A 26,050-nucleotide genomic window follows, 5' to 3' on the forward strand; every position below is an offset into this window, starting at 1 on the left:
GTTCACCTGTTGTACGAGCCCTCACGGACCCAACTGAACCCACGTTCCACCACCGGAAACGAATTCGGATCCACCTTGGTGCACCAGGCGTGGATGCGGTGCCCGGCGTAGTCGTCGGCGTCGATGACCAACCGGTTCGGACCCGGCCACCAATATGTCAGGCGCACCCGCACCGGCGTCTCCTTGAAGGTACCCACCTCGACGTAGTGGTTCAGGTCGATGAAATGCCGGCCCGGGTCGATGGTGCCGCCGTACTCCTCGAACGAATCGTCCATGTGCTGGATGGTCAGCCTCACGGGATCGACCATGCTGAACGATCGGTCGAAAATCACTCGGCGCCACTGTAATTCATCGGTCAGGAGCGGATCACGCCGGTAGCCTTCGGCGGAGAAACCGTCGACCTGATAGATGCCGTACAACTCCGGGACCGGTCTGGCCCATTGCCGCCAGTTCTGCACGGCGATGACGCCGAGCAGGTTCGCGCCGAGAATCAACTGGGCCACCAGCGCAATCCGGTTGGCCCGCCGGGCGGCGAACAGCTGCGGTGTACGCGCCGCAGGGACCGCCTGATCGGAGAAGAACGCCGCAGCCAGCCGCGCGGCATACGGAGCCAGCAGGAACAGGCTCATCATCAGCAGCATCGACGAGACCGTCTTGAGTCGGATGTCGTAGGTCATGTTGAGCAGGAAGACCTGCGTCATGTCGACTGCACAGAGGAGCGCTCCCGCCGGCACCGCCCGCGGGATGAGTAGCAGCACACCGGCAAGCAGTTCAGCCGAGCCGAGCGCAATCTGGTACGGCTGGGAGATGCTCACCTGCGTCCACAGCACGCCTTGCGGGCTGAAATTGCCGAACGGCTCGACCAGGCGGTTCAGGACGAATGGCATCTGTGTCGGGATGGCCTTGGCCATCCCGAAATAGAACATCGCGGCGGCCAGCACGAACCGCAAGTACAGCGACATCCAGGCCCACATCCGCGGATACCCGCCGCGACGGCGGTCCAGCACCGACCACAGCAGCGTGGCCACCGTCGACACCACCACCATGAGAAACAGAGCGGTCCACTGGAAGGCGCTGTCGCTGCCCACCTGCGTACTCTCGACCCGCAACCCCAGAATGTGCGACGCCGTCCACTCGATGGGCGGGCGCAGCGTCGCGAGCAGCCCCGACACCGACGACCACGGCAGCCTGATCCCCACCCCAGCCAGCAGGATCGGGGTCAACCCCAGCAGGCAGGCCAGGCCGAACAGGCCGAAGTAGCAGGATCCGAACCGGAAGCCGATCCGCGTCGCAAGCGGCCAGCGAACATCGCCTGCATCTGTGTCCGTCACGACGCCCCTCCCCGTCAACCACACCCCGTCATCACGGTATCGGCCCCCGCAGACCCAGCAACCGCCAACTGACACCTCGGGGTCCTGTCCCCAAATTGCCCCGGCTCCCTCTAGCATCGGCGAGATGAACGGATTGAAGATCCGACGCCTCGCCGTCGTCGCAGCGGTCACCGCACTGGCCCTGGCCGGGTGTTCGGGCGGCGAGCGGGAAACCCCGTCGGCCGGGGGTAACGCCGAGGTGGGCACCACGAACGACATGAATCCGCAGGATGTGGCGAACCTGCGCCAGGGCGGCAACCTTCGCCTGGCACTGACCGAGTTCCCGCCGAACTTCAACCCGCTGCACCTCGACGGCAACACCGGCGACGTCGGCGCGCTCACCAGATCCACGATGCCCCGCGCCTTCGTGATCGCGGCCGACGGGTCGGCGAGCGTGAACACCAACTACTTCACCAATGTCGAACTGACCGGCACCAACCCGCAGGTCGTCACCTACACGATCAATCCCAAGGCGGTGTGGACCGACGGCACCCCGATCACCTGGGAGGACATCAAGTCCCAGACCGAGGCCAACAGCGGCAAGGACCCGGCGTTCGTCATCGCCGCGCCCAACGGCTTCGAGCGGGTAGCCTCGGTGACCCGCGGCGTGGACGACCGCCAGGCCGTGATGACCTTCGCCAAGCCCTACGCCGACTGGCAGGGCATGTTCGCCGGCAACGGCAGCCTGCTGCCCAAGAGCATGACCGCCACCCCCGAGGCCTTCAACAAGGCTCAACTCACCCAGCCCGGGCCGTCGGCGGGCCCGTTCGTGGTGTCCAACATCGACCGGGGCGCACAGCGGATCACGTTGAGCCGCAACCCGAAATGGTGGGGTCCCCCTCCCGTGTTGGACACCATCACCTACCTGGTGCTCGATGACGCCGCCCGCATCCCGGCGCTGCAGAACAACACCATCGACGCAACCGGTACCGCGTCGCTGGATGAACTGACCATCGCCCGCAAGACCGCGGGCATCAGCATCCGACGGGCGCCGTCGGCCAGCTGGTACCACCTGACCTTCAACGGCGCGCCCGGCTCGATCCTGGCCGATCCGGCCCTGCGCAGCGCGGTCGCCAAGGGCATCGACCGGCAGGCCATCGCCAACATCACCCAGCGGGGTCTCACCGACAATCCGGTGCCGCTGAACAACCACATCTACGTCGCGGGCCAGCAGGGTTATCAGGACAACGCGGCGTCGGTGGCCTTCGATCCCGAGAAAGCCAAGGCCGAACTCGACGCGCTGGGCTGGAAAGTGCCTGAGGGACGGCAGTTCCGGGAGAAGGACGGCAAGGAACTCGTCATCCGCAACGTGTTCTACGACGCGGGCAGCACCCGGCAGGTGGCCCAGATCGCGCAGAACATGCTCGGCCAGATCGGGGTGAACCTGAAGCTCGACACCAAGCCGGGCACGGGATTTTTCACCAACTACATCATCAAGGGCGACTTCGACATTGCCCAGTTCGCTTTCCTCGGCGACGCTTTCCCGTTGAGCTCGCTGACCCAGATCTATACGCAGGACGGGGCCAGTAACTTCGGCAGGATCGGCAGCCCTGAGGTGGACGCCAAGATCGAGCAGACGCTGGAAGAACTGGACCCGGTCAAGGCGCGCGCCCTGGCCAACGAGCTCGACCAGATGTTGTTCGCCGAGGTGTTCAGCCTCCCGCTGTTCCAATCACCCGGCAACGTGGCGGTGCGCAGCAACCTGGCCAATTTCGGGGCCCCGGGGCTGGCCGACACCGATTACACCAAGGTCGGCTTCCTCAAGTAGTTTCCGGGCACAGCCATTTGGCAGTGGGCAGCGCCGTCTCCACGACAGTGGCCACCGCGATCGCAGACACCGCCACCCGGATCACGGGACGTGCAGGCAGGGCGTCCAGCTCGGCGGCGGTGGCCGAAAGTTGTTCGGCCACACCGTCGCGCACCGCACGGATCACCGCGAACGCAGCACGCTCGCGGGTGTCGACGACACTGTGCACCACCGTCGGCATCCGAACCAACACGGATTCGGGGACCAGTGCCGCGATCCGCTCGGCCACAGCCGGCGGAGTGGTCAGATCCCGGCCACCGGACAGCACGACGGTGGGCCAGTGGAACTCCGGCAGCTCGGCGAGCAAGTCGAAGGGCTCGGCTTCGAACGGTTCGTAGAACTTCGCGCTGCCGATCATGTCGGCCATCTCCAGAGCCGGGTCCAGCGGCAGGCCGTCGGGCACGCCGGCGTAGTTCAACTCGCGAAACGCGATCCGCCCGACAAGATCTACCTCGTTGCGGTACGGCGCTTTTCGCGTCGAGAGCCGGCTCAGCCGGGCCAGACCCGACCACACCAGCGTGCGCCCGCGCAGCAGCAGATCGAGTTGGCGGTCCAGCAGTGCGGCACCGCCCAACCCATAGAGCAGGCCGGCCAGCTCTCCCCCTCTGGTGGCCAACGCCCCATCGGCCACCAGGCGGCGCACCTTGGGCGCCAGGCCGGCGGTCTCCGGGTCTGTGCCCTCCCACAGCAGCCCGCGAATGGCACTGCGCATGACTTCGATATCGGCGGTGGACAGCAGCGGAGAGTCGAGCACCATCGCCGCGATCCGGTCGGGATGCCGCACCCCGAACCCCGCGGCGATGTAGCTGCCGTACGACGTGCCGTAGAGCACCGCCTCGTGCACACCGGCGTCGTCGAGCACCGCGGCGATGTCATCCACCACCTGCTCGACGGTGATGGCCGCCGGAGGCAGATCCGCACCCCCATCGGTATGCCGCGACATCCCGATGCCCCGGTGCTCGATCATGATCACGTCGAACCCGGCCGCGGCCGCGCGCCTGCGCAGAGCGCGGTAGGGCTGGATCGATGCGACGCCGGGACCACCCGGGATGATCACCACCGGGTGCGCGGATTTGCGCCCGGCCCGTACGTAGAACAGGTCGAACTGCTCGTCGGAACCCGGACTGACCGGGCGTCGCACCGCCCGCACCCCCGGTAGCGCAGCCAGTTTGTCGTGCACCCGCCTGCGCTTGGCGTTCATCGTCATTGCGCTCCATTGTGCCGCGCAACGTTCACATCAGATAGATGGCGAAGATCGCCCCGAACAGCACCACCAGCCACCCGTCGGTGGCGAGCTTGAGCCACGTCGGCGCGGTCCGGACCTCCATGAACTGCCGGATGATCAACCGAGACTTGATCAGCGTCAGCGCGAGCACCAGCGCGGTGATCGGCACACTGGCTCGGAGGGCATCCGAGTACTGGGCCGGCGCCAGCCACCAGGATCCGACGGTGATGGCGACCAGCAGTAGCCACGTCTGAGTCACGGCCTTGTCGGTCATGATCACCTCACCACGTACAGCAGGCCGAAGATGATCACCCAGAGCAGGTCGACCATGTGCCAGTAGACCGCGCCCGCCTCCACCACCGATGTCCGACGGCGGGCCGGATTGCGCAATTCCCGCACGATCACACCCAACGCGATGAGCCCGATCAGCACGTGGATCAGGTGTACACCCGTCAGCACGTAATAGAACGAATAGAACATCTCCGAGTTGGTGTGGCCGGCCCGGATCTTGACCACCCATTCATAACCCTTGCAGGCCATGAACATCACGCCGCCGATACCGCCGGCGTAGGTGAGCCGGATCGCTGTCTCGGGGCGGCCGGCCCGAGCGGCCAGCACGGCCCGGGCCACCAACCAGGAACTGGTCAGCAGGATCACCGTGTTGACGACACCGATGGTGATGTCGAGATGCTGTTGAGCACGCAGGAATTCGTCCGGATGCATGGTCCGGTAGATCATGAAGACGATGAAGTAGCCACCGAAGATGACCAGATCACCGAGCACCATCACCCACATGTGGCCGTCGCCCGGCAGGCGTCCGGATGCGGCTCGCCGTTGCGAGTCAGACTGCGCCAGAACCGGATTACTCGTCATTGCGTCACTCATTCCAGTCCCGGCTCTTCTGCAGCCTCACGCATCGCGGCCTGCCGCAACAGCACGATCAGTGCCGAAAGCCAGACCGAGAACACCACCACTGCCCACCAGAACGCGATCGAGCCATTCCATGCGAACGGTCCCGACGAAAAGACGAACATCTGGGTGGCGATCACCTCGGTGATGATCTGCCAGATTGTCACGTACGCGAACCAGGCCGGGAACACGTTGTTCTTGTCGTAGAGGATGGCGATCGCCAACACCAGGTAGGCAGCCGTGAAACAGCCCAATGAGCCGTTGTACGAAAGCATTCCGAGGTCATAGAGCAAGCTGATCAGTTCCGGGTCACGGTCGGGCCGGAAGGCCGCGGTCAGAAAACACACCGACACCAACAGAAACCCGGGCAGCGCGCCGACGCCCATGCCGCCGATGTAGCCGTAGGCGAACACCGACCCCACCGACATCCGTTTGATCTGATAGGCGACCAGTCCGTTGGTCATCGCCGCACCGCCCAGCAGGATCAGCAGCAGGCAGAAGCCGATCTTGATGGTCAGACCGTGTTCGGTGAAGAACGCCACCTTGTCGGCCGCGGTGACATCGGGCCGCGGTGGCGGTGTCACCCGGGTGAGGATGCAGATGATGACGCCGAAAGCTCCGTACCAGATCGGGAAGAACCAGGTCATCAACCGCACATCGGGCTTGCCCGGGGGCGCTTTTGTCATTGTCGTCATGCCGCAGTGCCCTCTACTACGCCCTCGTTGACGGCCTGGTTGAGCACCGCGCGACGCAGTACGAAGAACATCACGACGACGAAGACCGCGAAGGCACCGTTGCGCAACCAGAAGGCCAGCACGCCGTCCCAGGCCAGCGGCCCGGTGTGGAACACCGCCGCGCCCGCCGCCGGGATCATGGCCACTGCGGTGGCCAGCGAGTAATGCCCTACCCATCGGGGGAACACCGGGTCGGGCCCGTTGTCGAAGTAGACCGCGACTGCCAGCAGCGCGAACTGCGACACCACCATGCCCACCGGCGCGACGAACACGATCCAGGCCAGGTCGTTGAGCAGCAGGATCAGCTCGGGGTTGCGGTCCGGACGGAACGCGGCCACCAGGAAGAACACGTTGGACAGCGCGAAGATCGTGGCGCCGCTGACCGCCGCGGTGAGGTAGCAGTACGCGAACACATGGCTCTGGGTCTTCATACGCTTCATCTGGACGACGATCACCATGAAGAACGGCAGGATCAGGATCCCGCACAGGTTGAACGTCACCTGGCTGAATCGGATCCAGGCGTTGTGATCGGCGTAGAACTCGGCGACCTGTTGTGCGTTCCAGGTCGGCGACATCGGCGGCCAGAAGCCGGGGAACGCCAGCAGCGCCACCAGCAGCACCGCGCCGACAACCGGCCCGGTCCACAGGCTCACCCACTGGGCCTTGATGTTCCCGGCTTCAGGCAGGTCTTGAACCTGCTCCAGGATCTGCACGCCAACCTCCAAAACTGACTTGAGTCAGAAGCACTTGTTGTCGAAACCGTAACGGCAGTCGGTACGAATTGAAAGAGTCAATACTGAGTGCAGTCAGTTTGTCGGTGTCGTAGCATCGGGCCGTGCGCACTGGACCACCACGCAGCCGCAAAGGCCTCCAGACGCGGGAACGGCTGCTGGGGGCCGCGATCTCCGAGTTCAAACGCGACGGTATGGCGGCGGCCGATACCGCCGCGATCGCGTCGGCCGCCGGTGTCGCCCACGGCACCTTTTTCTTCCACTTCCCCACCAAGGAACACATCCTGGTGGAGCTGGAACAACGCGAGCAGGTCCGCATGGCCACCGAACTCACCCGGTTCTTCGCCACACCGCACGATGTGCGGGCCACCCTGGCCGAATCCGTCCGCATGCTGGAGAAACTCGAACGGCGCCTTGGTCTCCGTTTGTTCAAAGATTTTCTGGCCCTGCACTTTTCCACCACCCGGCCACCGTCAGAGGAGTGGGCCGGTCATCCCGTGATCGTCGCTGTGGTCGAGGAGTTGCAGCGGGCGCAGGAACGCAATGAGATCCCTGCCGACGTGGACGTGATGCACAACGGCGTGTCATTTCTGGTCGGGTTGTACGCGCTGCTGATCACCATCCCGGACGCGGCCGAAGTCCGGGCCCCGGTGATCGCCGAGTACCTGACCACGTATGTGTATGGCCTGCGGGCGGTCTAGGTGGCTTAGGTTCGGGCTGATCCAAACGCGTGCCCACCCATAGGCGATGCGGATACAACGGTGCCATGACGACCGTCGAGAACGTGACCCGTGTTTTGCCCGGTACGCCGGAGTGGGATGACCTGCTGGCCTCGATCGCCGCGGGCGCCAAGGACCGCGACCTCAACGACGAGAATCCCTTCGATCAGGTCGCCGCGCTCAAGCGCGCCGGGTTCGGCACCCTGCGCCTGCCCGAGTCCCTCGGTGGTGCCGGATTCACTGTGCCGCAGCTGTTCTCCGCGGTGATTGACGTGGCCAAGGCCGATCCCATCGTGGCCCACATCTTCCGGACCCACTTCTGGTTCACCGAGGAGCGGCTGCGCGGCGCCGACGATCCGGTGTCCAAGCGCTGGCTGGGCAAGATCGCCGAGGGAAAGATCTTCGGTAACGCGTTCAGCGAGAAGGGTTCCCTGGCCGTGGGCAGCCTGGTGTTCAACACCCGGCTGCTGGCCGATCCAGCCGGGTCGGGGTTCCGGCTGACCGGCGAGAAGTACTACAGCACCGGCACCTTGTTCTCGGACTATCTGACTGTCACCGCAACCACCGACCACGACTCGGTGGCCAACGTCCTGGTACCCACCGACCGGGAAGGAGTGCGGCTCGTCGACGATTGGGACGGATTCGGTCAGCGCCGCACCGGGACGGGTACCACGACATTCACCGACGTCGCCGTCGCCGCCGACGAGATACTCACCGACACACCGTATGACGCCGAACCGGTGCCGACCGTGCAATACGCCTCGCTCCAGTTGTTCATCCATGCGGTGGTCGCCGGCATCCTGGCCAATGTCGTCGACGACGGTGTGACGCTACTGCGCTCCCGCGAACGCAACTTCAGCCATGCCGTCACCGAGCGGCCGACCGACGATCCCCTGCTGCAACGCCAGCTCGGGGTTCTCGCCAGTACGGCCTATGTGGCGCGGGCCGCGGTCCTTGATGCAGCCGCGGCGATCGGAGCCGCGACCGATTCCGCGGTCGACGGGGTTCCCGATACTCGCCTCGCCGCGGAAGCGCAGCTCAAAGTCGCCAAGGTCAAAGTCCACCTCGACGACGTCGCCCCCGAAGCCGCCACCCGACTGCTGGAACTCGGAGGGGCCAGTGCCGCCTCCCGGCAGCGCAACCTGGACCGGCACTGGCGCAACATCCGCACGATCACGTTGCACAACCCGGTGGCCTACAAGGCACGGGTGATCGGCCAGAACCTGTTGCACGGCACGCCCGTTCCGGCCAACGCCTACTTCTGAGTGCGGGAGTGACGTCCCAGGCCTAGGGTCCACAGGAGAGGCGACCCCGGCGTCGAAAACGACGACACGTCCTGCGTCAGGCGCTCAGTTCGATGTGGTGTGCGCCGCCGACGCTCGCGTAGCGCTCCGGGCTGCAGGTCAACACGATGACCTGCCCATCCCCGCCGACAGCGTCGAACACCGCGCCCATCTTGGTCAACCGGGCCGGATCGGTGAAACCGAGCGCGTCGTCGATGATGACGGGCACGCTGTCCTCCTTGGCCACCATGGACGCACCGGCCAGCCGCGCGACGATCGCCAACTGCTCCTTAGCGCCGCCGGACAGCGATTCGTACGGGACCGTCCGCCCCGACAATGTGCGGGTCCGGATGTTGAGATCGCTGTCGACGTCGACCTCGAAATCCTCACCGAACACGAGCCGGCCCAGCCGCTGCACCTCGAGGCGGAACGGATCGGCGTAGCGCTGCCGGGTGGCATCACGGTGGCGCGCCATCACCGACCGCAGCGTCTCGGCCGCGCGAGCCCGGCGGTGCACCCGTAGATACTCGGCATGGGCATGTTCACGTTCGGTCTCGGCGGCATCCAGATGTCCCTTACGCCCCTGGGTGCCGTACACCTTGAGTTGAGCGGACACCTCCCGCAACCCCTCGACCGCCGTCTCGTGACGGGTGTCCAGCAGCGCGGCGCGGCGCGCCGCCTCGTCGAGCGCGGCCTTCACCGAATCCGGTTCGTTGGCCGACAATTCAGTACGGAGCGCGGCCACCCGGCCCGCGGAGGCACCGGCCTCCTCATCGGCGGCCTGGGCCTTGACGGCCAGCTCGTCGTCGCCGGTTTGCGCGCGCTGGACTTCCAACCGGCCGCCGGCCACCGTCATCTCCGCCTGGGCCGTGGTGAGCTTGTCGCGCAGCACACTGAGCCGGGTCGACTTCTCCGACAGCTTCTTGGCCGCGGCGGCCACCACCTTGCGGCTGGTCTCACTGTCGGCCACCGCCTGGCGGTGCGTTGCCACAGCGGTGTCGAGCTCGGTTCGGGCGGTGGCGGTGTCGGTGGGCCCGGCCAGCTCGAACAGCCCGGCCTCGTGGGGCTGGCCGGCCCGCAACTGCGTCAGCCGTGAGCGCAGATCCGCCAGATCGTCCTCACCGGTGAGCGCATCGACCGTGGCGCGCAACCGGTCCCGGCTACCGAGCAGTTCCCGGCGTCGGGCGTCGAGGACACGCGCGGCCTCCACATCGCCGACCCCGGCCGCGGCCAGCACGGCGGTCAGCGCGTTCTGCGCCTCGTCGAGACGGGCCTGTGTCTGCGCGGCGGGGGTGCCCGGCACCACGCGGACCGTGAGCACCCCGGGCACATCGATCTCGGTGTCTGCAGTGGTGTTGACCGACCAGGGTTGGCCTGCCTCCAGGGATACCTGCGCCTCATCCACCCGGACATCGCGGTCCGCGACGGCCACGAGTTCGATTCGCGCCGAGGCGAGTTCAGCCTGTCCCGCGGCACGTTCCACCGCCACCGCGGCGGTCTCGATGGTCCGCATCCCAGCATCGTCGAGGGTGATCTCAGCGAGTTCACTCTTGATCCGGTCCAGATCCCGTACTCCGGCGTCGATCTTGCTCAGCCGGGTGGCCAGCCGGTCGGCCTCGTCGCGATCGGTCATGCGCGTCAGCGTGGTGCGGGCCGTCTCCACCCGGGCTTCATGTTCCTGCGCTGCCACCCGAGCCTGTTCGGCCGCTTCCTCGGCAGCCTCGTGAACCTCACGGGCCGTGGTGGTTTCACCCTCGGTCACGCCAAGGGCGGCCTGCAACTCGGTGATGGTGGCGGCGCGCTCTTCGAGCTCGGCGCGCAGCCGTCGGCGTTCGATCAGCGCAGCGGCCGACGCGGCCTGGGCTACCCGGGCGGCCTCGGCGACCACCTCGGCCTCCTTGAGCCGCTGCAGCAGTGCGGCAACCTCATCGGCGGCCTTGCGGGCCGCGGCCAGGCCGGCCCGGGCCTGTTCGCGTTGACCGGCGACACCGGCGACCTCGACGGTGAGTTCGGCATGCCGGCGCACCGCATCGTCGACCTCGGCCACTGCGGCAGCACACTGCGCCACCTCACCCTCGGCGGCCGCGAGCCGCTTGGTCACTGCCGCCCACTCGCCGGTCGGCCGACCGGTGGCGGTGAAGTAGCGCAGATACTCCGCGTCGATGCGCTCGATCAGCAGCGGCTCGTCCCCGGAGAGCGCGACCGCCTCGCCCGCGGCCACATCCAGTGCCCGGGCCAGTGCATCCGAGCCCGACAGGTCGACCGGTGCCGTCGAGCTCGACTGCAGCACCCGCTGGGCCTGCCACAGGTTGGTGTCCACCGTCTCGGCGAGCATGGCCAGCACCCGCTCATGAGCTTCGTCGCCGCTGAGCTGCTCGCGGACCGGCGCCAGCACCGTCAGCTGGGTCTCGGCGCGCTTGTGAAAGCGCTTGCGGTACATGAACCGGTAAGGGCCGGTGGAGATTTCGGCCATCACCTCGGCACCGACATCGGCGTGCGTCGGCTTGACCTGCTTGACTTCCTTCTTGCCCGAGCGATCTTTGGCCTCGAGCAGCAGGTCCAGCGCCTCGATCATCGACGACTTGCCGATCTCGTTGGCGCCGCTGACCACCACCACACCGTGATCGGGGAACTCGATCTCGCGGTGGGTGATGCCGCGGTAGTTGGTCAGGACCAGGCGGTGCAGTTTCATGCCGCACTCCCCCGCTCAACCAGGCGCAGCAGCAGCCCCAGTGCCGCCCGCGCGTCGTCGGCGCCGGCGCCGTCGGTGCGGGCGGTGGCCACCAACTCGTCCACCGCGGCCGCTGCGAACCCGCCGATTCCCAGGTCGTCGAACTCTCCGTCGGCGGGCAGGACCGCGATCTCGGTGTGCCGCTCCCATTGCGTCAGCGCGGCGAACAGCCGGGCGTAACGGTCCAGGCAGGCGTCGAGTGCGGCCTTGTCCGTCACCGTCAGCGAGCCCGACAGCGCCAGACGCACCACGGTGCGTTCCTTGTCCTCCAACAGGTCCAGATTCAGATCCAGATCGGCCACGTCGCGGTCGGTGTCCACCTCACGGCGCAGCGTGACGAACCGCCAGCGGCCCACCCGCTCGGAGTCGACCCGGACGCCGCGGTGCGGATCGGTCTCGTCGATCTCGACCAGCAGCACATGTCCCGGATCGGATTCGATGTCGTCGTAGTTCGTCACCTCGGGTGAGCCCGAGTACCAGACCCGGCCGGTCGACCCGACCTCGGTGCGGGAGTGCTTGTCCCCCAATGCCACATAGTGAACCGCACCGCGCGCCAGCGCGTCCTCGACGCCGGCCAGCCGGATCAGCGACGGCTTGTCCTTGTCCGGATCGAGGATGTCGACGCCACCGTGGCCGACCACCACGCGGGTGACACCGTCGGCGGGCAGATCGGCCAGCACGTCCCCGATCAGATCCGAAGTCGGCGCCTTGGAGCGCCACGGCGCCGCCACGATTTCCAGCCCCGGCCGCACCTCGTGCACGCCCGCACGATCGAGGACCACGACGTTGTCCGGGCATTCGGCGGTGAACAGCGCACTGGTGTAGACCGACGCGGCATCGAGCGGGTCATGGTTGCCGGGCAGCAGATACACCGGCACGCCGATGGCCCGCATGGCCTCCAGCGACAGGCTGACCTCACGCGGGGCCAACTGGTTGTGCTCGAAGACGTCCCCGGACACCACGACGAACTCCGCACCCGCGGCCGCGGCCACGGGGCCCAGGGCCGCCACAGCCTCCCGGCGCGACGCCGAGTAGCGGGGCTGCGCCTCACCATTCAGGAAGTGACGGGTCATGCCGAGCTGCCAGTCGGCGGTATGCAGAAAACGCATCGGGCCCCGTCCCTTCTGTGTCCATTGCCTGTGGGTTCATCTTCCGAGCAAGGCGAGTCTAAAACCGGGGGCCGACAAGTCCTGGGACCTGCAGCGGCATGGCCTAACCTGGTTGGAATGGCTAATCCGATCAGTCCGATCAGAACCCTGCTGTTGATGCGCCACGCCAAGTCGGACTATCCCGACGGGGTGGCCGACCACGACCGTCCGCTCGCCGCCCGCGGCATCAGGGAGGCTGCGCTGGCCGGCGACTGGATCCGAGCCAATTTTCCCGCGGTGGACGCGGTGTTGTGCTCGACGGCGACGCGGACCCGTCAGACGTTGGAACGCACCGGCATCGAGGCACCCGTGCAGTTCGCCGAACGCATCTACGACGCCCGGCCGGGCACCGTCATCGACGAGATCAACGGTGTGTCGTCACGTTTCGGCACCGACCCTTCCACGGTATTGGTCATCGGGCACGAACCCGCCATGTCCGCCGTCGCGCTCGGCCTGGCCGACGGATCCAACCGCGCTGCGGCGGAGAGCATTTCGTTGAAGTTCCCGACCTCGGCGATCGCCATGCTGCGCACCGGCCACCCGTGGGACCAGCTCGAGCTCGGCGGCGCGACGCTGGTGCGTTTCCACGTGCCTCGCTAGGAGTTGGTGGCCAGCGTCAGTTCCATGAGCTTGATGGCCATGGGGCAGGCATCGATGCCCGGTGCTTGCGGATTGACCCACCAGCCGACTACACCGGCCGCGTCGCTGGCCACGCCGCATGCACCGTTGAGCCCGTTGGGCCTCATGACGATCGAATCGACACCGGCGATCCGGCGTTGTTCGATCGCGTACTGCAGCTTCTCGGCGGTCTGGCGCTCGTTGGCCAGGCTGCCCTGCTCGTACCAGAACCGGGTGATGTCGACCAGGCCGGCCGGGTTGGCCGCCTGCCAGCGGCATACCGCGCCGACGAACGTGCTCTGGATGTCCAGCGGGTCGGCACCCACCGTCTTGGCCAGGATGTCCTGGGTCAGGACATCACATTCCTTGAGCAGGTTGGGGTAGGTCTTCTCGGACTTGTTGTTGCTGGGGCCGCCACTGGACCCCTCCTTGGCCGCGGTGCCGTCCACCGTGGTGGTGCAGCCGGTCAGCCCGACGAACACCGCCAGCCCGGCGAGCACAGCCATCGGTCCTCTGATCCCAAGTCGCGTCATCATTTGGAATTCACAATCGACTGGCGGGTCAGCTCCTTGGCGACCTCGCACGGATCGGGATAGGGCTTCTGATCGAAGCTCACGGACCATTCGATGAAATCGTCGTCGAACTGGATGCCGATCTCACACAGGTTCACGTCACCGGCCTTGAGCGGGTTCTCCCCGACGGCGATGAAACCGCCGTGGCCCTCGATGTTGATGTCCTCCACGCTGGTCCGCGACAGCTCCTCGGTCTTGCGTTCGCGGCCGATCGGGCTGCCCCGGAACCAGGTGAAGGAGAAGTGCGGTCCCAGGATGCTGCCGCCCTGCAGCCACTGGCAGCCCGAGGAATTGGTCGCGGTGTTGACCAGCCCCTGCACCTGGGTCAACTCGGTCACCGTCTGGTCGGTCACGCCACCGCAATGCGGAAAGTGCGGGCCGTGCTTGCCCGTTCCACCGGCACTCGGCGACTCGGTCTGCGGAACCTGCGGGGATGCCGGCTCGCCGGACGAGCAGGCGGCGAACACCGGAACCATTGCCGCAGCCAACACCGCGAAGGCTCTGGCGTGGGCGAATCGTGGCATGGCGGCCGTGCGGACAGTCACGCCATGCACTGTAGCGGCAACACCTATGTCCTATCCCGACATGCCGACTGACCTGGACTTTCACCAGCAAGGACACGACGGCAGCTGGACACCGACGACACCGCGCCGGTGTGCGAGAGTAGCCAGATGCTCTGGGCGCTGCTGCGACAGTACGTGCGGCCGTACCGGCGGCTGCTCGCGGTCGTCGCGACACTTCAGGTGATCAGCACCCTGGCCTCGCTGTACCTGCCGACGGTCAACGCGGCCATCATCGACGACGGGGTGGCCACGGGCGACACCGGGCACATCGTCGAGCTCGGCGGAGTGATGCTGGGCGTCACCGGTCTACAGGTGGCATGCGCCATCGGCGCGGTGTTCTTCGGGTCGCGGGCAGCCATGAGCTTCGGCCGCGATCTGCGCTCGGCGATCTTCCACCATGTCACCACGTTCTCGGCCGAGGAGACCGGCCGCTTCGGCGCCCCATCGCTGCTGACCCGAACCACCAACGACGTCGGGCAGATCCAGCAGCTGCTGCAGATGACCGCCACGATCCTGATCACCGCTCCGATCATGTCGGTCGGCGGCATCCTCATGGCGCTGCACCAGGACGCCGGGTTGTCGTGGCTGCTGCTCGTCAGCGTGCCGGTGCTGGCATTGACCAACTACTGGATCATCCGCCACCTGTGGCCGATCTTCCGTCGCATGCAACGGCTGATCGACGGGATCAACCGCGTGTTGCGCGATCAGCTGTCGGGCATCCGGGTGATCCGGGCGTTCGCCCGCGAACCCGTCGAACAACGCCGGTTCACCGAGGCCAGCCAGGCCCTTTCGGCCACCGCACTGGACGCCGGGCGGTGGCAGGCGCTGATGCTGCCGGCCACCACCCTGGTCATGAACATCTCCAGCGTCGCACTGATCTGGTTCGGCGGGCTGCGCATCGACACCGGGCACATGCAGGTGGGCTCACTGATCGCGTTCCTGGCCTACTTCATGCAGATCCTGATGGCCGTGTTGATGGCGGCGGTGCTGGCGGTGATGATCCCGCGCGCATCGGTGTGCGCCGAGCGCGTCACCGGCGTGCTGTCCACCCGTCCCCAGATCACCAGCCCGCACGATCCGGTCCGACCGCGAACTCTCACCGGCGAGATCGCCTTCGACGACGCATCGTTCAGCTACCCCGGCGCCGATCGCCCGGTGCTGCAGCAGGTTTCGTTGCATGTCCGGCGCGGCACCACCACCGCGGTCGTAGGGTCCACCGGCTCGGGCAAGTCCACCCTGCTCGCCATGATCTGCCGGTTCTACGATGTCACCTCCGGGGCGGTCCGCATCGACGGCCTCGACGTCCGAGAACTCGACCTCGAACAGCTGTGGGCGTCGATCGGCCTGGTCCCCCAGCGCGGCTACCTGTTCTCCGGGACCGTCGCCGAGAACCTGCGCTACGGCGCGGCACCGGGGCAGGAACTCACCGACGAACAAATGTGGGAGGCGCTGCGGATCGCGGCGGCCGACGACTTCGTTGCCGCTCACCCCGACGGACTGCAGCGCCCGGTGGCCCAGGGCGGCATCAACTTCTCCGGTGGCCAGCGCCAGCGGCTCGCGATCGCCCGGGCGGTGATCCGAAGGCCCGCGGTCTATCTGTTCGACGACGCGTTCTCGGCACTCGACGTGCACACCGATGCCCGGGTACGCGCCGCCCTGCGCGAGGTATCGGCCGACGCGACCGTCGTGATCGTGTCGCAACGGATCTCGACGGTGGTCGAGGCCGATCAGGTGGTCGTGGTGGAGGACGGCCGCGTCGTCGGCATCGGCACCCATGAGTCACTGCTCGCCGACTGCCCCACCTACGCCGAGTTCGCCGCATCGCAGGCGATCACCACCGGAGACCGGCGATGACGGGGCCCGTGCTGCGTCGCTCGGGGACGCCCGTCGCACCTCCCCAACGCACCCGCGACTTCCGCGGGTCGGCCCTGCGTCTGCTCAGACGCCTGGTGCCGCAACGCGGTCTGGCGATCTCGGTGGTGCTGCTCGGCGTGGCCGGTGTCGCGATCGGGGTGATCGGCCCGCGGATTCTCGGCCACGCCACGGACCTGCTGTTCAACGGCGTGATCGGGCGCGGGCTACCCGCGGGGCAGACCAAGGAGCAGGCCATCGCGGCGGCCCGGGCCCGCGGCGACACCACGTTCGCCGACCTGCTGTCGGGCATGAACGTGGTCCCAGGTCACGGGGTGGACTTCGCTGCGGTGGCCCGCACCCTCGCGTTGGCGCTGGGCCTGTATGTGCTTGCCGCCGTGCTGGTTTGGTTGCAGGCCCGGTTGCTGAACGTCACCGTGCAACGCACCATGGTGGCGCTGCGGGCCGAGGTCGAGGACAAACTGCATCGGCTTCCGCTGTCTTACTTCGATTCCCGGCAGCGCGGCGAGGTACTCAGCCGGGTCACCAACGACATCGACAACATTCAGACCTCGGTGTCCATGACAGTCAGCCAGCTGCTGACCGCACTGCTGACAGTGTTCGCGGTGCTCGCGATGATGCTGACCATCTCGCCGCTGCTGGCGCTGCTGACCGTCATCACCGTGCCGCTGTCGCTGTGGGTGATCCACTGGATCACCCGCCGCTCTCAGCCGCTGTTCGTGGCGCAGTGGCGTAACACCGGGCGACTGGCCGCCCATATCGAAGAGACCTACAGCGGTTTCACCATCGTCAAGACATTCGGGCACCGGGAGGCATCGCAACGGCGGTTCGACGAACTCAACGAAGAGGTCTACCGATCCAGCATCGGGGCGCAGTTCTTCTCGGGCCTGGTGGGGCCGGCGACCATGTTCATCGGCAATCTCAGCTATGTGGCCGTCGCGGTGGTCGGCGGCCTGCAGGTGGCGGGAGGGCAGATCACCCTGGGCAGCATCCAGGCATTCGTCCAGTACGTGCGCCAGTTCAACCAGCCGCTGGGCCAGGTAGCCGGGATGTACAACACGCTGCAGTCCGGGATCGCCAGTGCCGAACGTGTTTTCGACCTGCTCGACGCCGAGGAACAGTCGCCCGACCCCGATCCCCCGCTGCAGATCCACACGGGCCGCGTCGAATTCGACCGGGTGAATTTCAGCTACCTCCCGGACACCCCGGTGATCGAGGACCTGTCGCTGGTGGCCGAAGCCGGCAGCACCGTGGCGATCGTCGGCCCCACCGGTGCAGGGAAGACGACATGCGTGAACCTGCTCATGCGGTTCTACGACGTCGACTCCGGCCGGATCCTGATCGACGGCGTGGACATCTCGACGGTCAGCCGGCAGTCGCTACGGTCCTCGATCGGCATGGTGCTGCAGGACACCTGGCTGTTCGGCGGCACCATCTACGACAACATCGCCTACGGCCGACCGGACGCGACCGAGGACGAGGTGCGCGAGGCGGCCAGGGCGGCCTATGTGGACCGGTTCGTACACACCCTCCCGAATGGCTATGCCACCCGCGTCGACGACGACGGCGGCGCCATCAGTGCCGGCGAGAAGCAGCTGATCACGATCGCGCGGGCGGTGCTGGCCCGGCCGCGGGTGCTGGTGCTCGACGAGGCGACCAGCGCGGTGGACACCCGCACCGAACTGCTGATCCAGCAGGCGATGGCCGAGTTGCGCCGGGACCGGACGAGTTTCATCATCGCCCACCGGCTTTCGACGATCCGCGATGCGGACCTGATCCTGGTGATGGACGCCGGCCGGATCATCGAACGCGGTACCCACGAGGAGCTCATGTCGCGGCATGGCCGGTACTGGGAAATGACCCGGGTTTAGCGCCCGAAATCCGTTACAAACCGTACTGTCGGTGTAATGGCGACCGGTACCGTGCACACGTTCTGCCGGTACTGCCTGGCCTCGTGCGGCCTCGAGGTGACGGTCGAGGACAACCACGTGGTCAAGATTGCCGCCGACAAGCTCAACCCGCACACCTGGGGAGATTTCTGCGCCAAGGGCCGCACCGCCGGTCAGGTCGTGGAACACCCGCGGCGCATCATCGCGCCGATGCGCCGGGTCGGTGACACCTATGTCGAGGCCAGCTGGGACGAGGCGATCAGCGATATCGCGCAGCGGATGAACCGCATCATCGAGGCCGGGGGCCCAGATGCGGTGGCGGCCTACTACGGCAATCCGGCCGGATATTCGTCGTCGAACCTGGTGTTCATGAACGCCTGGCTGGACGCCATCGGCACGCACAGCCGGTACGCGGTCGGATCGGTGGACCAGAACGCGCTGCACGTGGTGGCCGAGGCCATGTTCGGATCGCCACTGATGGTGCCGGTGTCCGATGTCGACAACTGCGATTACTTCCTGATCGTCGGAGCCAATCCCGCTGTGAGCGCCTGGAATTGGGTGGAATCGGTGCCGGGCGGCTGGCGTCGCGCGCTGGCCCGCCAGAAGCAGGGTGCGCGCATCGTCGTGGTCGACCCGATCCGTACCGAGAGCGCGCAGGCCGCCGATCTGCATCTGGCGGTGCGCCCCGGCCAGGACTGGGCGCTACTGCTGGCGATGGTCAAGGTGATCCTCGACGAGGGGCGCGAGCACCGCGGCGATTGCGCCGAGCTGGCCACCGGGGTGGGCGATCTGCGCGTCCTGACCACCGAAGCCGACCTCGACGACCTGGCCGCGCGGTGCGACATCGCCCGCGACGTCATCGAGCAGGTGGCCCGCGAATTCGCCTCGGCGCCAGGGGCGATGGCCATCACGCGCACCGGGGTGTCGCTGCAGGCCGCGGGCACGGTGGCCGAATGGCTGGGGCACGTGCTCAACCTGATCACCGGGCGGATGGACCGTCCGGGGGGACGCCGCTTCGAGCCCGGCTATGTCGACACGCTGCGACTGGCCGGGCTGGCGGCGACCCGCCCGCACACGAGCCGGCTGGCCGGGCGGGATCTGGTGGCCGGCGCCCACGCGCTGGCCGAACTGCCCGACGAGATCACCACACCCGGTCGCGGTCAGATCCGGGCATTGGTGATCAACTCCGGTAACCCCGTGGTCTCCGGACCCGACGGGGCCAGCCTCGACGAGGCCCTGGCCCAGCTGGATCTCCTGGTGGCCATCGATCTGGTGCAGCGCGAGAGCCACCGGCATGCGCACTGGCTGTTGCCCGCGGTGCACTGGCTGGAACGCGATGATCTGCTGGCCTTCACCAGCGGCATGCACGACGTGCCCTATGTGCAGTACGGCGTGAAGGCTGTCGAGCCGCCGGACGGTGCCCGCGAGGAATGGCGGATATTCACCGATCTGGCGCTGGCCATGCGCCGTCCGCTGTTCGGCGCCAGAGGTCTCAACAGTTTTGTCCGCGCTACCCGGTGGCTGGGAAAGCGCTTCGGGCGGCCCGGGTTGCCGTTCGGGCCGCAGTGGATGGACCGCCTGATCATCCTCACCTCACGGAAGTTCGACGGGCACAAGCTCACCTGGCGCGAGCTCAAAGCGCACCCGCACGGCCTGGTGCTCGGGCCCCGGCAGTTCGGCCGGTTCCGCGAGGCGTTGCGGACGCCGGACCACAAGGTCCGTGCGGCGCCGGCAGAGTTCGTGACGCGGACCCGTGAACTGCTCGCCACACCGGATCTCGGGGCGCCCGAGGGTTTCCCGTTCCTGCTGGGCAACCGGCGCCGACGGCACTCGATGAACTCGTGGCTCAACGAGTTGCCGGGCCTGCATCCGGCAGGCAAGGGCAACGAGGTGCTCGTCCACCCCGACGACGCCGCAGCGCTGGGCATCGCGGCCGGCGACCGGGTGCGGGTGGTCTCGCCGGTCGGGCGCCTGGAAGTGACGGCCGCCCTCAGCGACCGGCCCCGCCGCGGGGTCGTCGTGCTCGACCATGGCTGGGGCTCACGGGTATTCGACGCGCGACACGGCGGCGCACCGGACTCCTACGGGGTCAACCGCAATCTGCTGGCCGACCGCGCATCGATCGATCCGCTCTCGCAGACCTCGACGCTGGGCTCGGTGTACGTCGGGATCGAGCGGGTCTAGGCGCCGGGGCCCTCGGCGCGCAGATCGTCGACCGACTTCATGGCGTCGCGCAGCTTGTCCAGCCACTCCTCGGTGTGCTGACCGACCAGGCGCACCGACCAGGCCAGCGCGTCCGAGCGCGATCGCGCCACGCCCGCGTCGACCAGGGTGTCGAGCACCTGCCGCTCGGGCTGCTTGAGCCGGGTCATCACCGGTACGGCGATGTGGGTGAACAGGATTCGCTCGGTGCCGCCGTCGCCGGCACTGACCTCGACACCCCAGGAGACCTTGCGATCGAAACGGCCCTGCGCCTCGTCGGCGATGCGCATGCGCTCGCCACGAGTCTCCTCGCGGAACCGGGCGGCCCGCCCGGACGCGCGGGCAGCGGTCTCGCCTTCTGGGTTGTCTGTGGTATCGGGAAGCCGGCCGATGACGGTGATCTCTTCACGGTCGACGATCACGGTCGGGTCGCCGGTGAACCAGGTATCGGGCAGTCGCCCCGCGAACCATTCGGCGGCCTCATCTGCAGACCGGCGATGGTGTTGATGTTTGTACATGATTACATGATTACACCGTTACACCGCAGATGGGACAGCGTTCACCCACGGCGAACGCGGTTTTTGCGGCTAAGCGGTCAGTTGCGCTTGAGCAGCAGTGCGGCGCCGCCGGCGAGCACGAGGGCCACCAGCAGCAGCCCCGCCCAGCCTGGACCGGCTATCCACCACACGGCGCCCAGCACCACGATCGCCGGCGACACCGCGAACAGCACCATGCCGGGGTGCTGCTTGAAGACCGCGAGCGCACCCTGGGCGCGGATCGGGTCGATTTCCTTTGCCATGGCACCAGAATGCCAGCTGACCGGCCGCTCAGGTGGGCAGCAGCAGAATCTTGCAGTGTTTGTCAGGCTGCCGGAGTTCCGCGAAGGCCTCGGTGGCCGAATCCAGCGGCAGCGTCGCCGTCACGAACGGCGCCACGTCCACGGTGCCGCTGACGATCCAGTCCAGGGCCCTGGCGAACTCGTCGGGGCGATAGGCGAACACGAACCGGATCGAGAGTTCCTTCGTGGTGCCGATTACGGGTGTGATGGTGTCCGGTTGCATGCACACCCCGACCACAACGATCCGGGTCTGCGGCGGCACCGATTCCATCACGGTCGCCAGAATGCCTGGTACTCCGACACATTCGAACACCACCGTATTGGCTCGCTGCGGCGTGTCCATCAGCGGAGACATGGGCACCGGGGCGCCGGCCAGCTCGGCCCAGCTCTGGTACGGGCTGGTCACCGAGGGATCGATGACAATGTCGGCGCCGATCTGCTCAGCCAGAGCACGGCGGCCGGGCGAGAAATCCGCCGCGACGACGGGCCCCACCCCGGCCGCCTTGAGGCACGCGATGACCGACAGCCCCACCGGGCCACAACCGACGACGAGCACGGCGTCTCCGGGCTGCAAGTCGGCCGCGGCAACGGCGTGCACCCCCACCGCCAGAGGTTCTGCCAAGGCCGCGTAGTGCACGGGGACATCGCCCGTCACCGGGACCAGGCGCTTCTCTTGCAGAACAAGGCGTTCGGCCAGCCCGCCCGTCACCCCCGGGGAGAGCCCCAACAGCTGCGGCCCGTCGCCGGTGTCCAGGTAGGGGACGGACGTGACCGCCGTACCGATCGGGACGATGCGTTCGGTGCCGGGACCGTAGTCGAGCACCTCACCGACGAACTCGTGCCCGAGCACGATGGCCGGCACCAGGTCCGGCATCGCGGCCTGTGACTCGACCAGGTGCAGGTCGGACCCACAGATCCCGCAGGCCAGAGGGGCTACGAGTACCTGCCCATGGCCGGGTACCGGCTCGACGACGTCCTCGACGCTCACCGAACCACGCTGCGCGATAACGGCTTTCATCAACCACCGAACCTCTCGCCGGACATCTGGACGAAGTTACCGTAGTCGTCACGGTACTTGCTGAGATCCACGACTTGTAGCCTGGTGTCGATTTCGCCTCCACCCGACGATTCGAGGAATGACTGTGAACGGAAACTGGCAACCCGGCTGGCTGCCCGACCCCGAGGGCCGCTACGAATACCGGTGGTGGGATGGGCAATCCTGGACCGACCAGGTGTCCCATCAGGGTCAGGCCGGCAAGGCGCCGATGGGCGCTGCCCCACAGCAGGCCCCGCAACAGCCACAGCCCCAGGTTCAGACCCAACCCACGGGTGACGGGTTCAACGGCATCAGCGGGGATCTCGTCGACGGGCGGTTCAGCGAGAAAGAGGCGACGCCGATCGCCAACCAGAACAAGAAGATGCTGCGGGTACGCCTCGGCGAACCCTTCATGGCCCGGCAGGGCTCGATGGTCGCCTACCAGGGCAACGTCGACTTCGCCTTCGAGGGTGGTGGCGCGTCGAAGTTCATCAAGAAAGCTCTCACGGGTGAAGGCCTTCCGCTGATGCGCTGCCAGGGCCAGGGCGATGTGTTCCTGGCCGATCAGGGTTTCGACGTACACCTGCTGCAGCTGTCCAACTCAGGCCTGTCGATCAGCGGCAAGAACGTGCTGGCCTTCTCATCGAGCTTGGACTGGAACATCGAACGGGTCCGTGGCGGCAGCATCGCCACCGGCGGCCTGTTCAACACCACCCTGCGCGGCACCGGGTGGGTGGCGCTGACCACCGACGGCCCGCCCGTGGTGCTCAACGCCTCCGAGGCCCCGACCTTCGCCGACACCAATGCCGTCGTGGCGTGGTCGGCGGACCTGCAGACCCAACTCAAGACCAGCTTCAAGGCGGGCGCGCTGATCGGCAGGGGCTCCGGCGAGGCCATTCAGGTCGCGTTCCACGGCAACGGCTTCGTGATCGTGCAGCCCTCGGAGGGTGTCACGGTTCCGATGCAGTAAGCGGTGCGCTGGGCGCCAGCTTCCCGCCGTCCCGAGTCAGCGCGTAGAGCGCGGCCGCGGATACCAGCCCGATTGCCGTGAGGCCCAGCCACACCAATTCGGCCAGGTCCGCGGCGCGCGCCGCGCCGATCAGCGAGCCGGTCGCCACGTTGCCCAGCAGGATCCCGACTCCGACGACGGTGTTGTAGAACCCGTAGTGGGTGGCCACCAGCCGATCGCCCGACAGCGCTACAACGGTGTCCATCTCGAACGGGAACACCGCGGCCGAGCCGAGGGCCAGTAGCGCGGACGAGCCGAGCAGTGCGGCCACCGCGGCGGCGCTACCGAACCGGTCGCCGTCCGGCACCACGGCCATCGGGACGAAGGCCGCCGCCAGCACCAGCAGACCCACCACCAGGCTGCGGCGCGGGCCCCAGCGGTCGGAGAACCACCGCGTGATGCGCAACTGGCCGCCCACCGCGATCAGGCCGGACACCACGAACACGGCTGCCACCAGTGCCGTTTCGTTCCCGGGCCGCAGCGCCGCAGCCTGTAGCGGCAACGCCAGATAGACCTGGAAGGACAGCACGTAGGAGCCGATCATCGCCACCGCGAACAACACGAACCCGCGGTTGGCGATGACGCTGCGCCAGTCGTCGAGTACCGAACTCCGCTCGGTGACCGGTTCGGGGCGGTGCCGCGGCAGTGCGAGCAGCTGGGCCACGGTCAGCACCGCGAAGACTCCGGCCGCTGCAGCGGCGGTCACCCGGAAATCGAAGGCCAGCAACGCCATTCCCACCAGCGGGCCCAGCAGGATCCCGGCCTGGTAGAACACATTGAACGTGGCGAAGGCCTCGAGCCGCCGGTCACCGGCGTCGGCGGCCAGATAGGCCCGCACCGCGGGATTGAACAGTGCCCCGGCGAAACCTGTTGCCGCCGAGGCGATCAGCATCGCCGGCAGGGAATCCGCGACGACGAGCAGACCGAACCCCGCAGTGCGCAACAGACACCCGGCGACGATCAGCGGCTTGTAGCCCAGCCGGTCGGCCAGGGTGCCGCCGACGATGAACATGCCCTGCTGCGAGAAGTTGCGCACTCCCAGCACCAGGCCCACCGCCCACGCCGCCAGACCGAGCGGCCCGGCGAGGTAGCCGGCCAGGTACGGCATCAACATGTAGAAGCCGAGATTGATGCCGAACTGGTTGACCATCAGCAGCCGGCTCGGCAGGTCGAAACTGCGGAACTGAGTGATGAGTCCGCTCATCGAGCCACCACCGTGGGGTCGACGACCGTCTCGCAGCGGGTCCAGGTTTGCACCACGCGGTCGGTGTGGTTGGCGATCGTCTCCGGTTCATCGGCAGGTTGGTGATCGAGCAGACCCAGTTCACGGCAGTAGTCGTCGTTGTACACCGTGTCGAAGTAGCGCTGCGGGCCGTCGGGGAACACCGCGGCAATCGTGGTGCCGGCCGGGTGGTTTCGGGCTGCCCAGCCGGCGACCAGACCGACCGCCCCGACGCTCCAGCCCCCACTCGCGTAGTACGTCGACGCCAGCGTCCGGGCGGCCCACACCGCGTCGGCCGGTGCGACCCAGTGCACCTCGTCGAACGCGGCGTAATCCACGTTGCGGGGATAGATACTCGAACCGAGGCCCCGCATGACGCGGGTCGCGGCGGGTTGGCCGAAGATCGTCGAGCCGATGGTGTCGACCCCAATCAGGCGCAGATCCGGGTTGAACTCCCGCAGCACCCGCGCCACCCCGGCCGAATGCCCGCCGGTGCCGACAGAGCAGACCAGCACGTCGACATGACCGATCTGGGCATTGAGTTCCAGCGCCAGCGGCCGGTAGGCCTCGACGTTGTCCGGGTTGTTGTACTGGTCCGGGTACCAGGCGTTTTCATCGGTTGCGAGCAGGTCGGCCACCCGGTCCCGCCGGGCCTGCTGCCAGCCCCCGGTGGGATGCGGTTCGGTCACCATCGATACCTGGGCACCGTAGGCGGTCAACATGCGCTCGATGATGGGTTCCAGACCCGGATCGGTCACCAGGGTCACCGGGTGGTGGTAGATCGTGCCGGCGAATGCCAGCCCCAGGCCCAATGTGCCACTGGTTGATTCGATGATGCGGCCACCTGGTTTCAGATCGCCGCGGGCCCGGGCCTGCTCGACCATGTGCATGGCGGGCCGGTCCTTCATGCCGCCGGGGTTGAAACCTTCGAGTTTCGCCCAGAATCCGCGCCCGGCGTCGGCGAACGGAGTGGACACCCACAGGGTGGGAGTGTGACCGACCATGGTGTTGGGACCATGGTTTCGGCGCAGGATGTGGAATGAACGGGTGGACAGGGCATGGTTCATGGATTTGCCGTTTCTGTATCCGCCGCGGCCGCGCGCGGCAACTGACCTGGACAGCGTTGGGGCAACGGCGCATTGAGCGCCGGCACCCCCGCCGGCAGATCAGCGGCGTGCGATACAGATCCGGGTCAGAAGTTCCTGTCCGGCGAGGAGGACACCGTGTCGGTCGGGCGGACCTCGCTGCGCGCGCACCGCGGCGCACGCGCACACCACCGCACAGCCGAGGACGAGCGCCACAACCGAAAGCGCTGCGGGGGTAACGGAGGGCCTGGGCAGAACGGCGGCGGTGAAGTCATCCGGCATGTGTGCAGGCGAACCATCACTGACGTGCGGGTGGTCCAGCATCATCAGATCGGCGCCCTCGCCGATCGCTGCCGAGACCGCGTGCGGCAGATGCGTCGGGTGGTCGTGGCTCGTCGCCTGCCACTGCCCGGTGAGTACCCCGGCCCACAAGACAATCGCCATCATGGCTGCCAGCCGTGACAGTGAGTGCATGCGAGAGCTGCGC

General features: G+C 67.2%; 24 protein-coding genes. 8 read left to right on the plus strand and 16 right to left on the minus strand.

Going from position 1 to position 26,050, the window contains the following annotated elements:
* Positions 1 to 2: 2 nt before the first annotated feature.
* Positions 3 to 1,331: a DoxX family protein gene (locus ACWEFV_RS08400; protein ID WP_450069805.1), complete on the minus strand. Its 1,329-nt coding sequence runs from the start codon at positions 1,329 to 1,331 to the stop codon at positions 3 to 5.
* A 124-nt stretch (positions 1,332 to 1,455) separates the two neighbouring features.
* Between ACWEFV_RS08400 and ACWEFV_RS08405 the strand changes: the two genes are divergently transcribed.
* Complete coding sequence (locus ACWEFV_RS08405) at positions 1,456 to 3,138, plus strand: ABC transporter family substrate-binding protein (protein WP_450069806.1); 1,683 nt, start codon at positions 1,456 to 1,458, stop codon at positions 3,136 to 3,138.
* Here ACWEFV_RS08405 and ACWEFV_RS08410 read toward each other — a convergent pair.
* Genes ACWEFV_RS08410 through ACWEFV_RS08430 form a run of 5 tightly spaced genes read right to left on the minus strand, consistent with a single transcriptional unit; the run spans position 3,131 to position 6,758 of the window.
* Positions 3,131 to 4,384 (minus strand): alpha/beta fold hydrolase, encoded by a 1,254-nt coding sequence (locus tag ACWEFV_RS08410; protein WP_450069807.1) that lies wholly within the window; start codon positions 4,382 to 4,384, stop codon positions 3,131 to 3,133. The two genes, ACWEFV_RS08405 and ACWEFV_RS08410, sit on opposite strands and share 8 nt — an antisense overlap.
* 25 nt (positions 4,385 to 4,409) lie before the next feature.
* Positions 4,410 to 4,676 (minus strand): cytochrome C oxidase subunit IV family protein, encoded by a 267-nt coding sequence (locus tag ACWEFV_RS08415; RefSeq protein WP_450069808.1) that lies wholly within the window; start codon positions 4,674 to 4,676, stop codon positions 4,410 to 4,412.
* 2 nt (positions 4,677 to 4,678) lie between these two features.
* Positions 4,679 to 5,275, minus strand: a complete 597-nt coding sequence (locus tag ACWEFV_RS08420) for a cytochrome c oxidase subunit 3 (RefSeq protein ID WP_450069809.1) — start codon at positions 5,273 to 5,275, stop codon at positions 4,679 to 4,681.
* A gap of 8 nt (positions 5,276 to 5,283) precedes the next feature.
* Entirely contained in the window at positions 5,284 to 6,006 is a 723-nt protein-coding gene (locus tag ACWEFV_RS08425) for a hypothetical protein (protein WP_450069810.1), read from the minus strand.
* Positions 6,003 to 6,758: a hypothetical protein gene (locus ACWEFV_RS08430; protein ID WP_450069811.1), complete on the minus strand. Its 756-nt coding sequence runs from the start codon at positions 6,756 to 6,758 to the stop codon at positions 6,003 to 6,005. The genes ACWEFV_RS08425 and ACWEFV_RS08430 overlap by 4 nt, the downstream gene beginning before the upstream one ends.
* Positions 6,759 to 6,880: 122 nt before the next feature.
* On the opposite strand from ACWEFV_RS08430, the gene ACWEFV_RS08435 reads away from it, so the two are divergent.
* Both ACWEFV_RS08435 and ACWEFV_RS08440 read left to right on the plus strand, forming a co-directional pair.
* A complete protein-coding gene (locus ACWEFV_RS08435) occupies positions 6,881 to 7,477 on the plus strand; it encodes a TetR/AcrR family transcriptional regulator (RefSeq protein WP_135457123.1) in 597 nt (198 codons plus the stop codon).
* A gap of 65 nt (positions 7,478 to 7,542) precedes the next feature.
* A complete protein-coding gene (locus ACWEFV_RS08440) occupies positions 7,543 to 8,760 on the plus strand; it encodes an acyl-CoA dehydrogenase family protein (protein ID WP_450069812.1) in 1,218 nt (405 codons plus the stop codon).
* Positions 8,761 to 8,836: 76 nt separating this feature from the next.
* On the opposite strand, the gene ACWEFV_RS08445 is transcribed toward ACWEFV_RS08440, so the two are convergent.
* Positions 8,837 to 11,470 carry an AAA family ATPase gene (locus ACWEFV_RS08445; protein ID WP_450069813.1) on the minus strand — a complete coding sequence of 878 codons (2,634 nt, stop codon included), beginning with the start codon at positions 11,468 to 11,470 and terminating at the stop codon, positions 8,837 to 8,839.
* Complete coding sequence (locus ACWEFV_RS08450; protein WP_135457129.1) at positions 11,467 to 12,618, minus strand: metallophosphoesterase family protein; 1,152 nt, start codon at positions 12,616 to 12,618, stop codon at positions 11,467 to 11,469. The genes ACWEFV_RS08445 and ACWEFV_RS08450 overlap by 4 nt, the downstream gene beginning before the upstream one ends.
* 117 nt (positions 12,619 to 12,735) lie before the next feature.
* On the opposite strand from ACWEFV_RS08450, the gene ACWEFV_RS08455 reads away from it, so the two are divergent.
* Positions 12,736 to 13,257, plus strand: a complete 522-nt coding sequence (locus ACWEFV_RS08455; RefSeq protein ID WP_450069814.1) for a SixA phosphatase family protein — start codon at positions 12,736 to 12,738, stop codon at positions 13,255 to 13,257.
* On the opposite strand, the gene ACWEFV_RS08460 is transcribed toward ACWEFV_RS08455, so the two are convergent.
* Both ACWEFV_RS08460 and ACWEFV_RS08465 read right to left on the minus strand, forming a co-directional pair.
* On the minus strand, positions 13,254 to 13,781 hold the full coding sequence (locus tag ACWEFV_RS08460) for a DUF3558 domain-containing protein (RefSeq protein WP_286175105.1): 528 nt from the start codon (positions 13,779 to 13,781) through the stop codon (positions 13,254 to 13,256). The genes ACWEFV_RS08455 and ACWEFV_RS08460 overlap by 4 nt on opposite strands.
* A gap of 26 nt (positions 13,782 to 13,807) precedes the next feature.
* The gene (locus ACWEFV_RS08465) at positions 13,808 to 14,371 is read right to left on the minus strand and encodes a DUF3558 domain-containing protein (RefSeq protein ID WP_135460202.1); all 564 of its coding nucleotides are present in this window, start codon (positions 14,369 to 14,371) and stop codon (positions 13,808 to 13,810) included.
* 147 nt (positions 14,372 to 14,518) lie between these two features.
* Between ACWEFV_RS08465 and ACWEFV_RS08470 the strand changes: the two genes are divergently transcribed.
* From ACWEFV_RS08470 to ACWEFV_RS08480, 3 genes are read left to right on the plus strand one after another with little or no spacing between them, the layout of a single operon-like run.
* Positions 14,519 to 16,264: an ABC transporter ATP-binding protein gene (locus ACWEFV_RS08470; RefSeq protein ID WP_450069815.1), complete on the plus strand. Its 1,746-nt coding sequence runs from the start codon at positions 14,519 to 14,521 to the stop codon at positions 16,262 to 16,264.
* On the plus strand, positions 16,261 to 18,153 hold the full coding sequence (locus tag ACWEFV_RS08475) for an ABC transporter ATP-binding protein (RefSeq protein WP_450069816.1): 1,893 nt from the start codon (positions 16,261 to 16,263) through the stop codon (positions 18,151 to 18,153). Before ACWEFV_RS08470 ends, ACWEFV_RS08475 begins: the two co-directional genes overlap by 4 nt.
* 36 nt (positions 18,154 to 18,189) lie before the next feature.
* The gene (locus ACWEFV_RS08480; protein WP_450069817.1) at positions 18,190 to 20,355 is read left to right on the plus strand and encodes a molybdopterin-containing oxidoreductase family protein; all 2,166 of its coding nucleotides are present in this window, start codon (positions 18,190 to 18,192) and stop codon (positions 20,353 to 20,355) included.
* Here ACWEFV_RS08480 and ACWEFV_RS08485 read toward each other — a convergent pair.
* The 3 genes from ACWEFV_RS08485 to ACWEFV_RS08495 all read right to left on the minus strand — a co-directional run bounded on the left by ACWEFV_RS08485 (position 20,352) and on the right by ACWEFV_RS08495 (position 22,229).
* Entirely contained in the window at positions 20,352 to 20,891 is a 540-nt protein-coding gene (locus ACWEFV_RS08485) for a hypothetical protein (RefSeq protein WP_450069818.1), read from the minus strand. The two genes, ACWEFV_RS08480 and ACWEFV_RS08485, sit on opposite strands and share 4 nt — an antisense overlap.
* A 77-nt stretch (positions 20,892 to 20,968) precedes the next feature.
* Positions 20,969 to 21,172 (minus strand): hypothetical protein, encoded by a 204-nt coding sequence (locus ACWEFV_RS08490; protein WP_135457139.1) that lies wholly within the window; start codon positions 21,170 to 21,172, stop codon positions 20,969 to 20,971.
* Between the two features lie 28 nt (positions 21,173 to 21,200).
* On the minus strand, positions 21,201 to 22,229 hold the full coding sequence (locus ACWEFV_RS08495; RefSeq protein ID WP_450069819.1) for a zinc-binding dehydrogenase: 1,029 nt from the start codon (positions 22,227 to 22,229) through the stop codon (positions 21,201 to 21,203).
* 118 nt (positions 22,230 to 22,347) lie between these two features.
* On the opposite strand from ACWEFV_RS08495, the gene ACWEFV_RS08500 reads away from it, so the two are divergent.
* Positions 22,348 to 23,217, plus strand: coding sequence for an AIM24 family protein (locus tag ACWEFV_RS08500; RefSeq protein WP_450069820.1), 870 nt, complete (start codon positions 22,348 to 22,350; stop codon positions 23,215 to 23,217).
* Here ACWEFV_RS08500 and ACWEFV_RS08505 read toward each other — a convergent pair.
* The 3 genes from ACWEFV_RS08505 to lpqS form a co-directional block, all read right to left on the minus strand.
* Positions 23,198 to 24,460 (minus strand): MFS transporter, encoded by a 1,263-nt coding sequence (locus ACWEFV_RS08505; RefSeq protein WP_450069821.1) that lies wholly within the window; start codon positions 24,458 to 24,460, stop codon positions 23,198 to 23,200. The genes ACWEFV_RS08500 and ACWEFV_RS08505 overlap by 20 nt on opposite strands.
* Entirely contained in the window at positions 24,457 to 25,545 is a 1,089-nt protein-coding gene (locus ACWEFV_RS08510; protein WP_450069822.1) for a PLP-dependent cysteine synthase family protein, read from the minus strand. Before ACWEFV_RS08510 ends, ACWEFV_RS08505 begins: the two co-directional genes overlap by 4 nt.
* Positions 25,546 to 25,644: 99 nt before the next feature.
* Positions 25,645 to 26,037 (minus strand): putative copper homeostasis (lipo)protein LpqS, encoded by a 393-nt coding sequence (lpqS, locus tag ACWEFV_RS08515; protein WP_450069823.1) that lies wholly within the window; start codon positions 26,035 to 26,037, stop codon positions 25,645 to 25,647.
* Positions 26,038 to 26,050 lie beyond the last annotated feature (13 nt).

The organism is Mycobacterium sp. NPDC004974 (assembly GCF_053600815.1).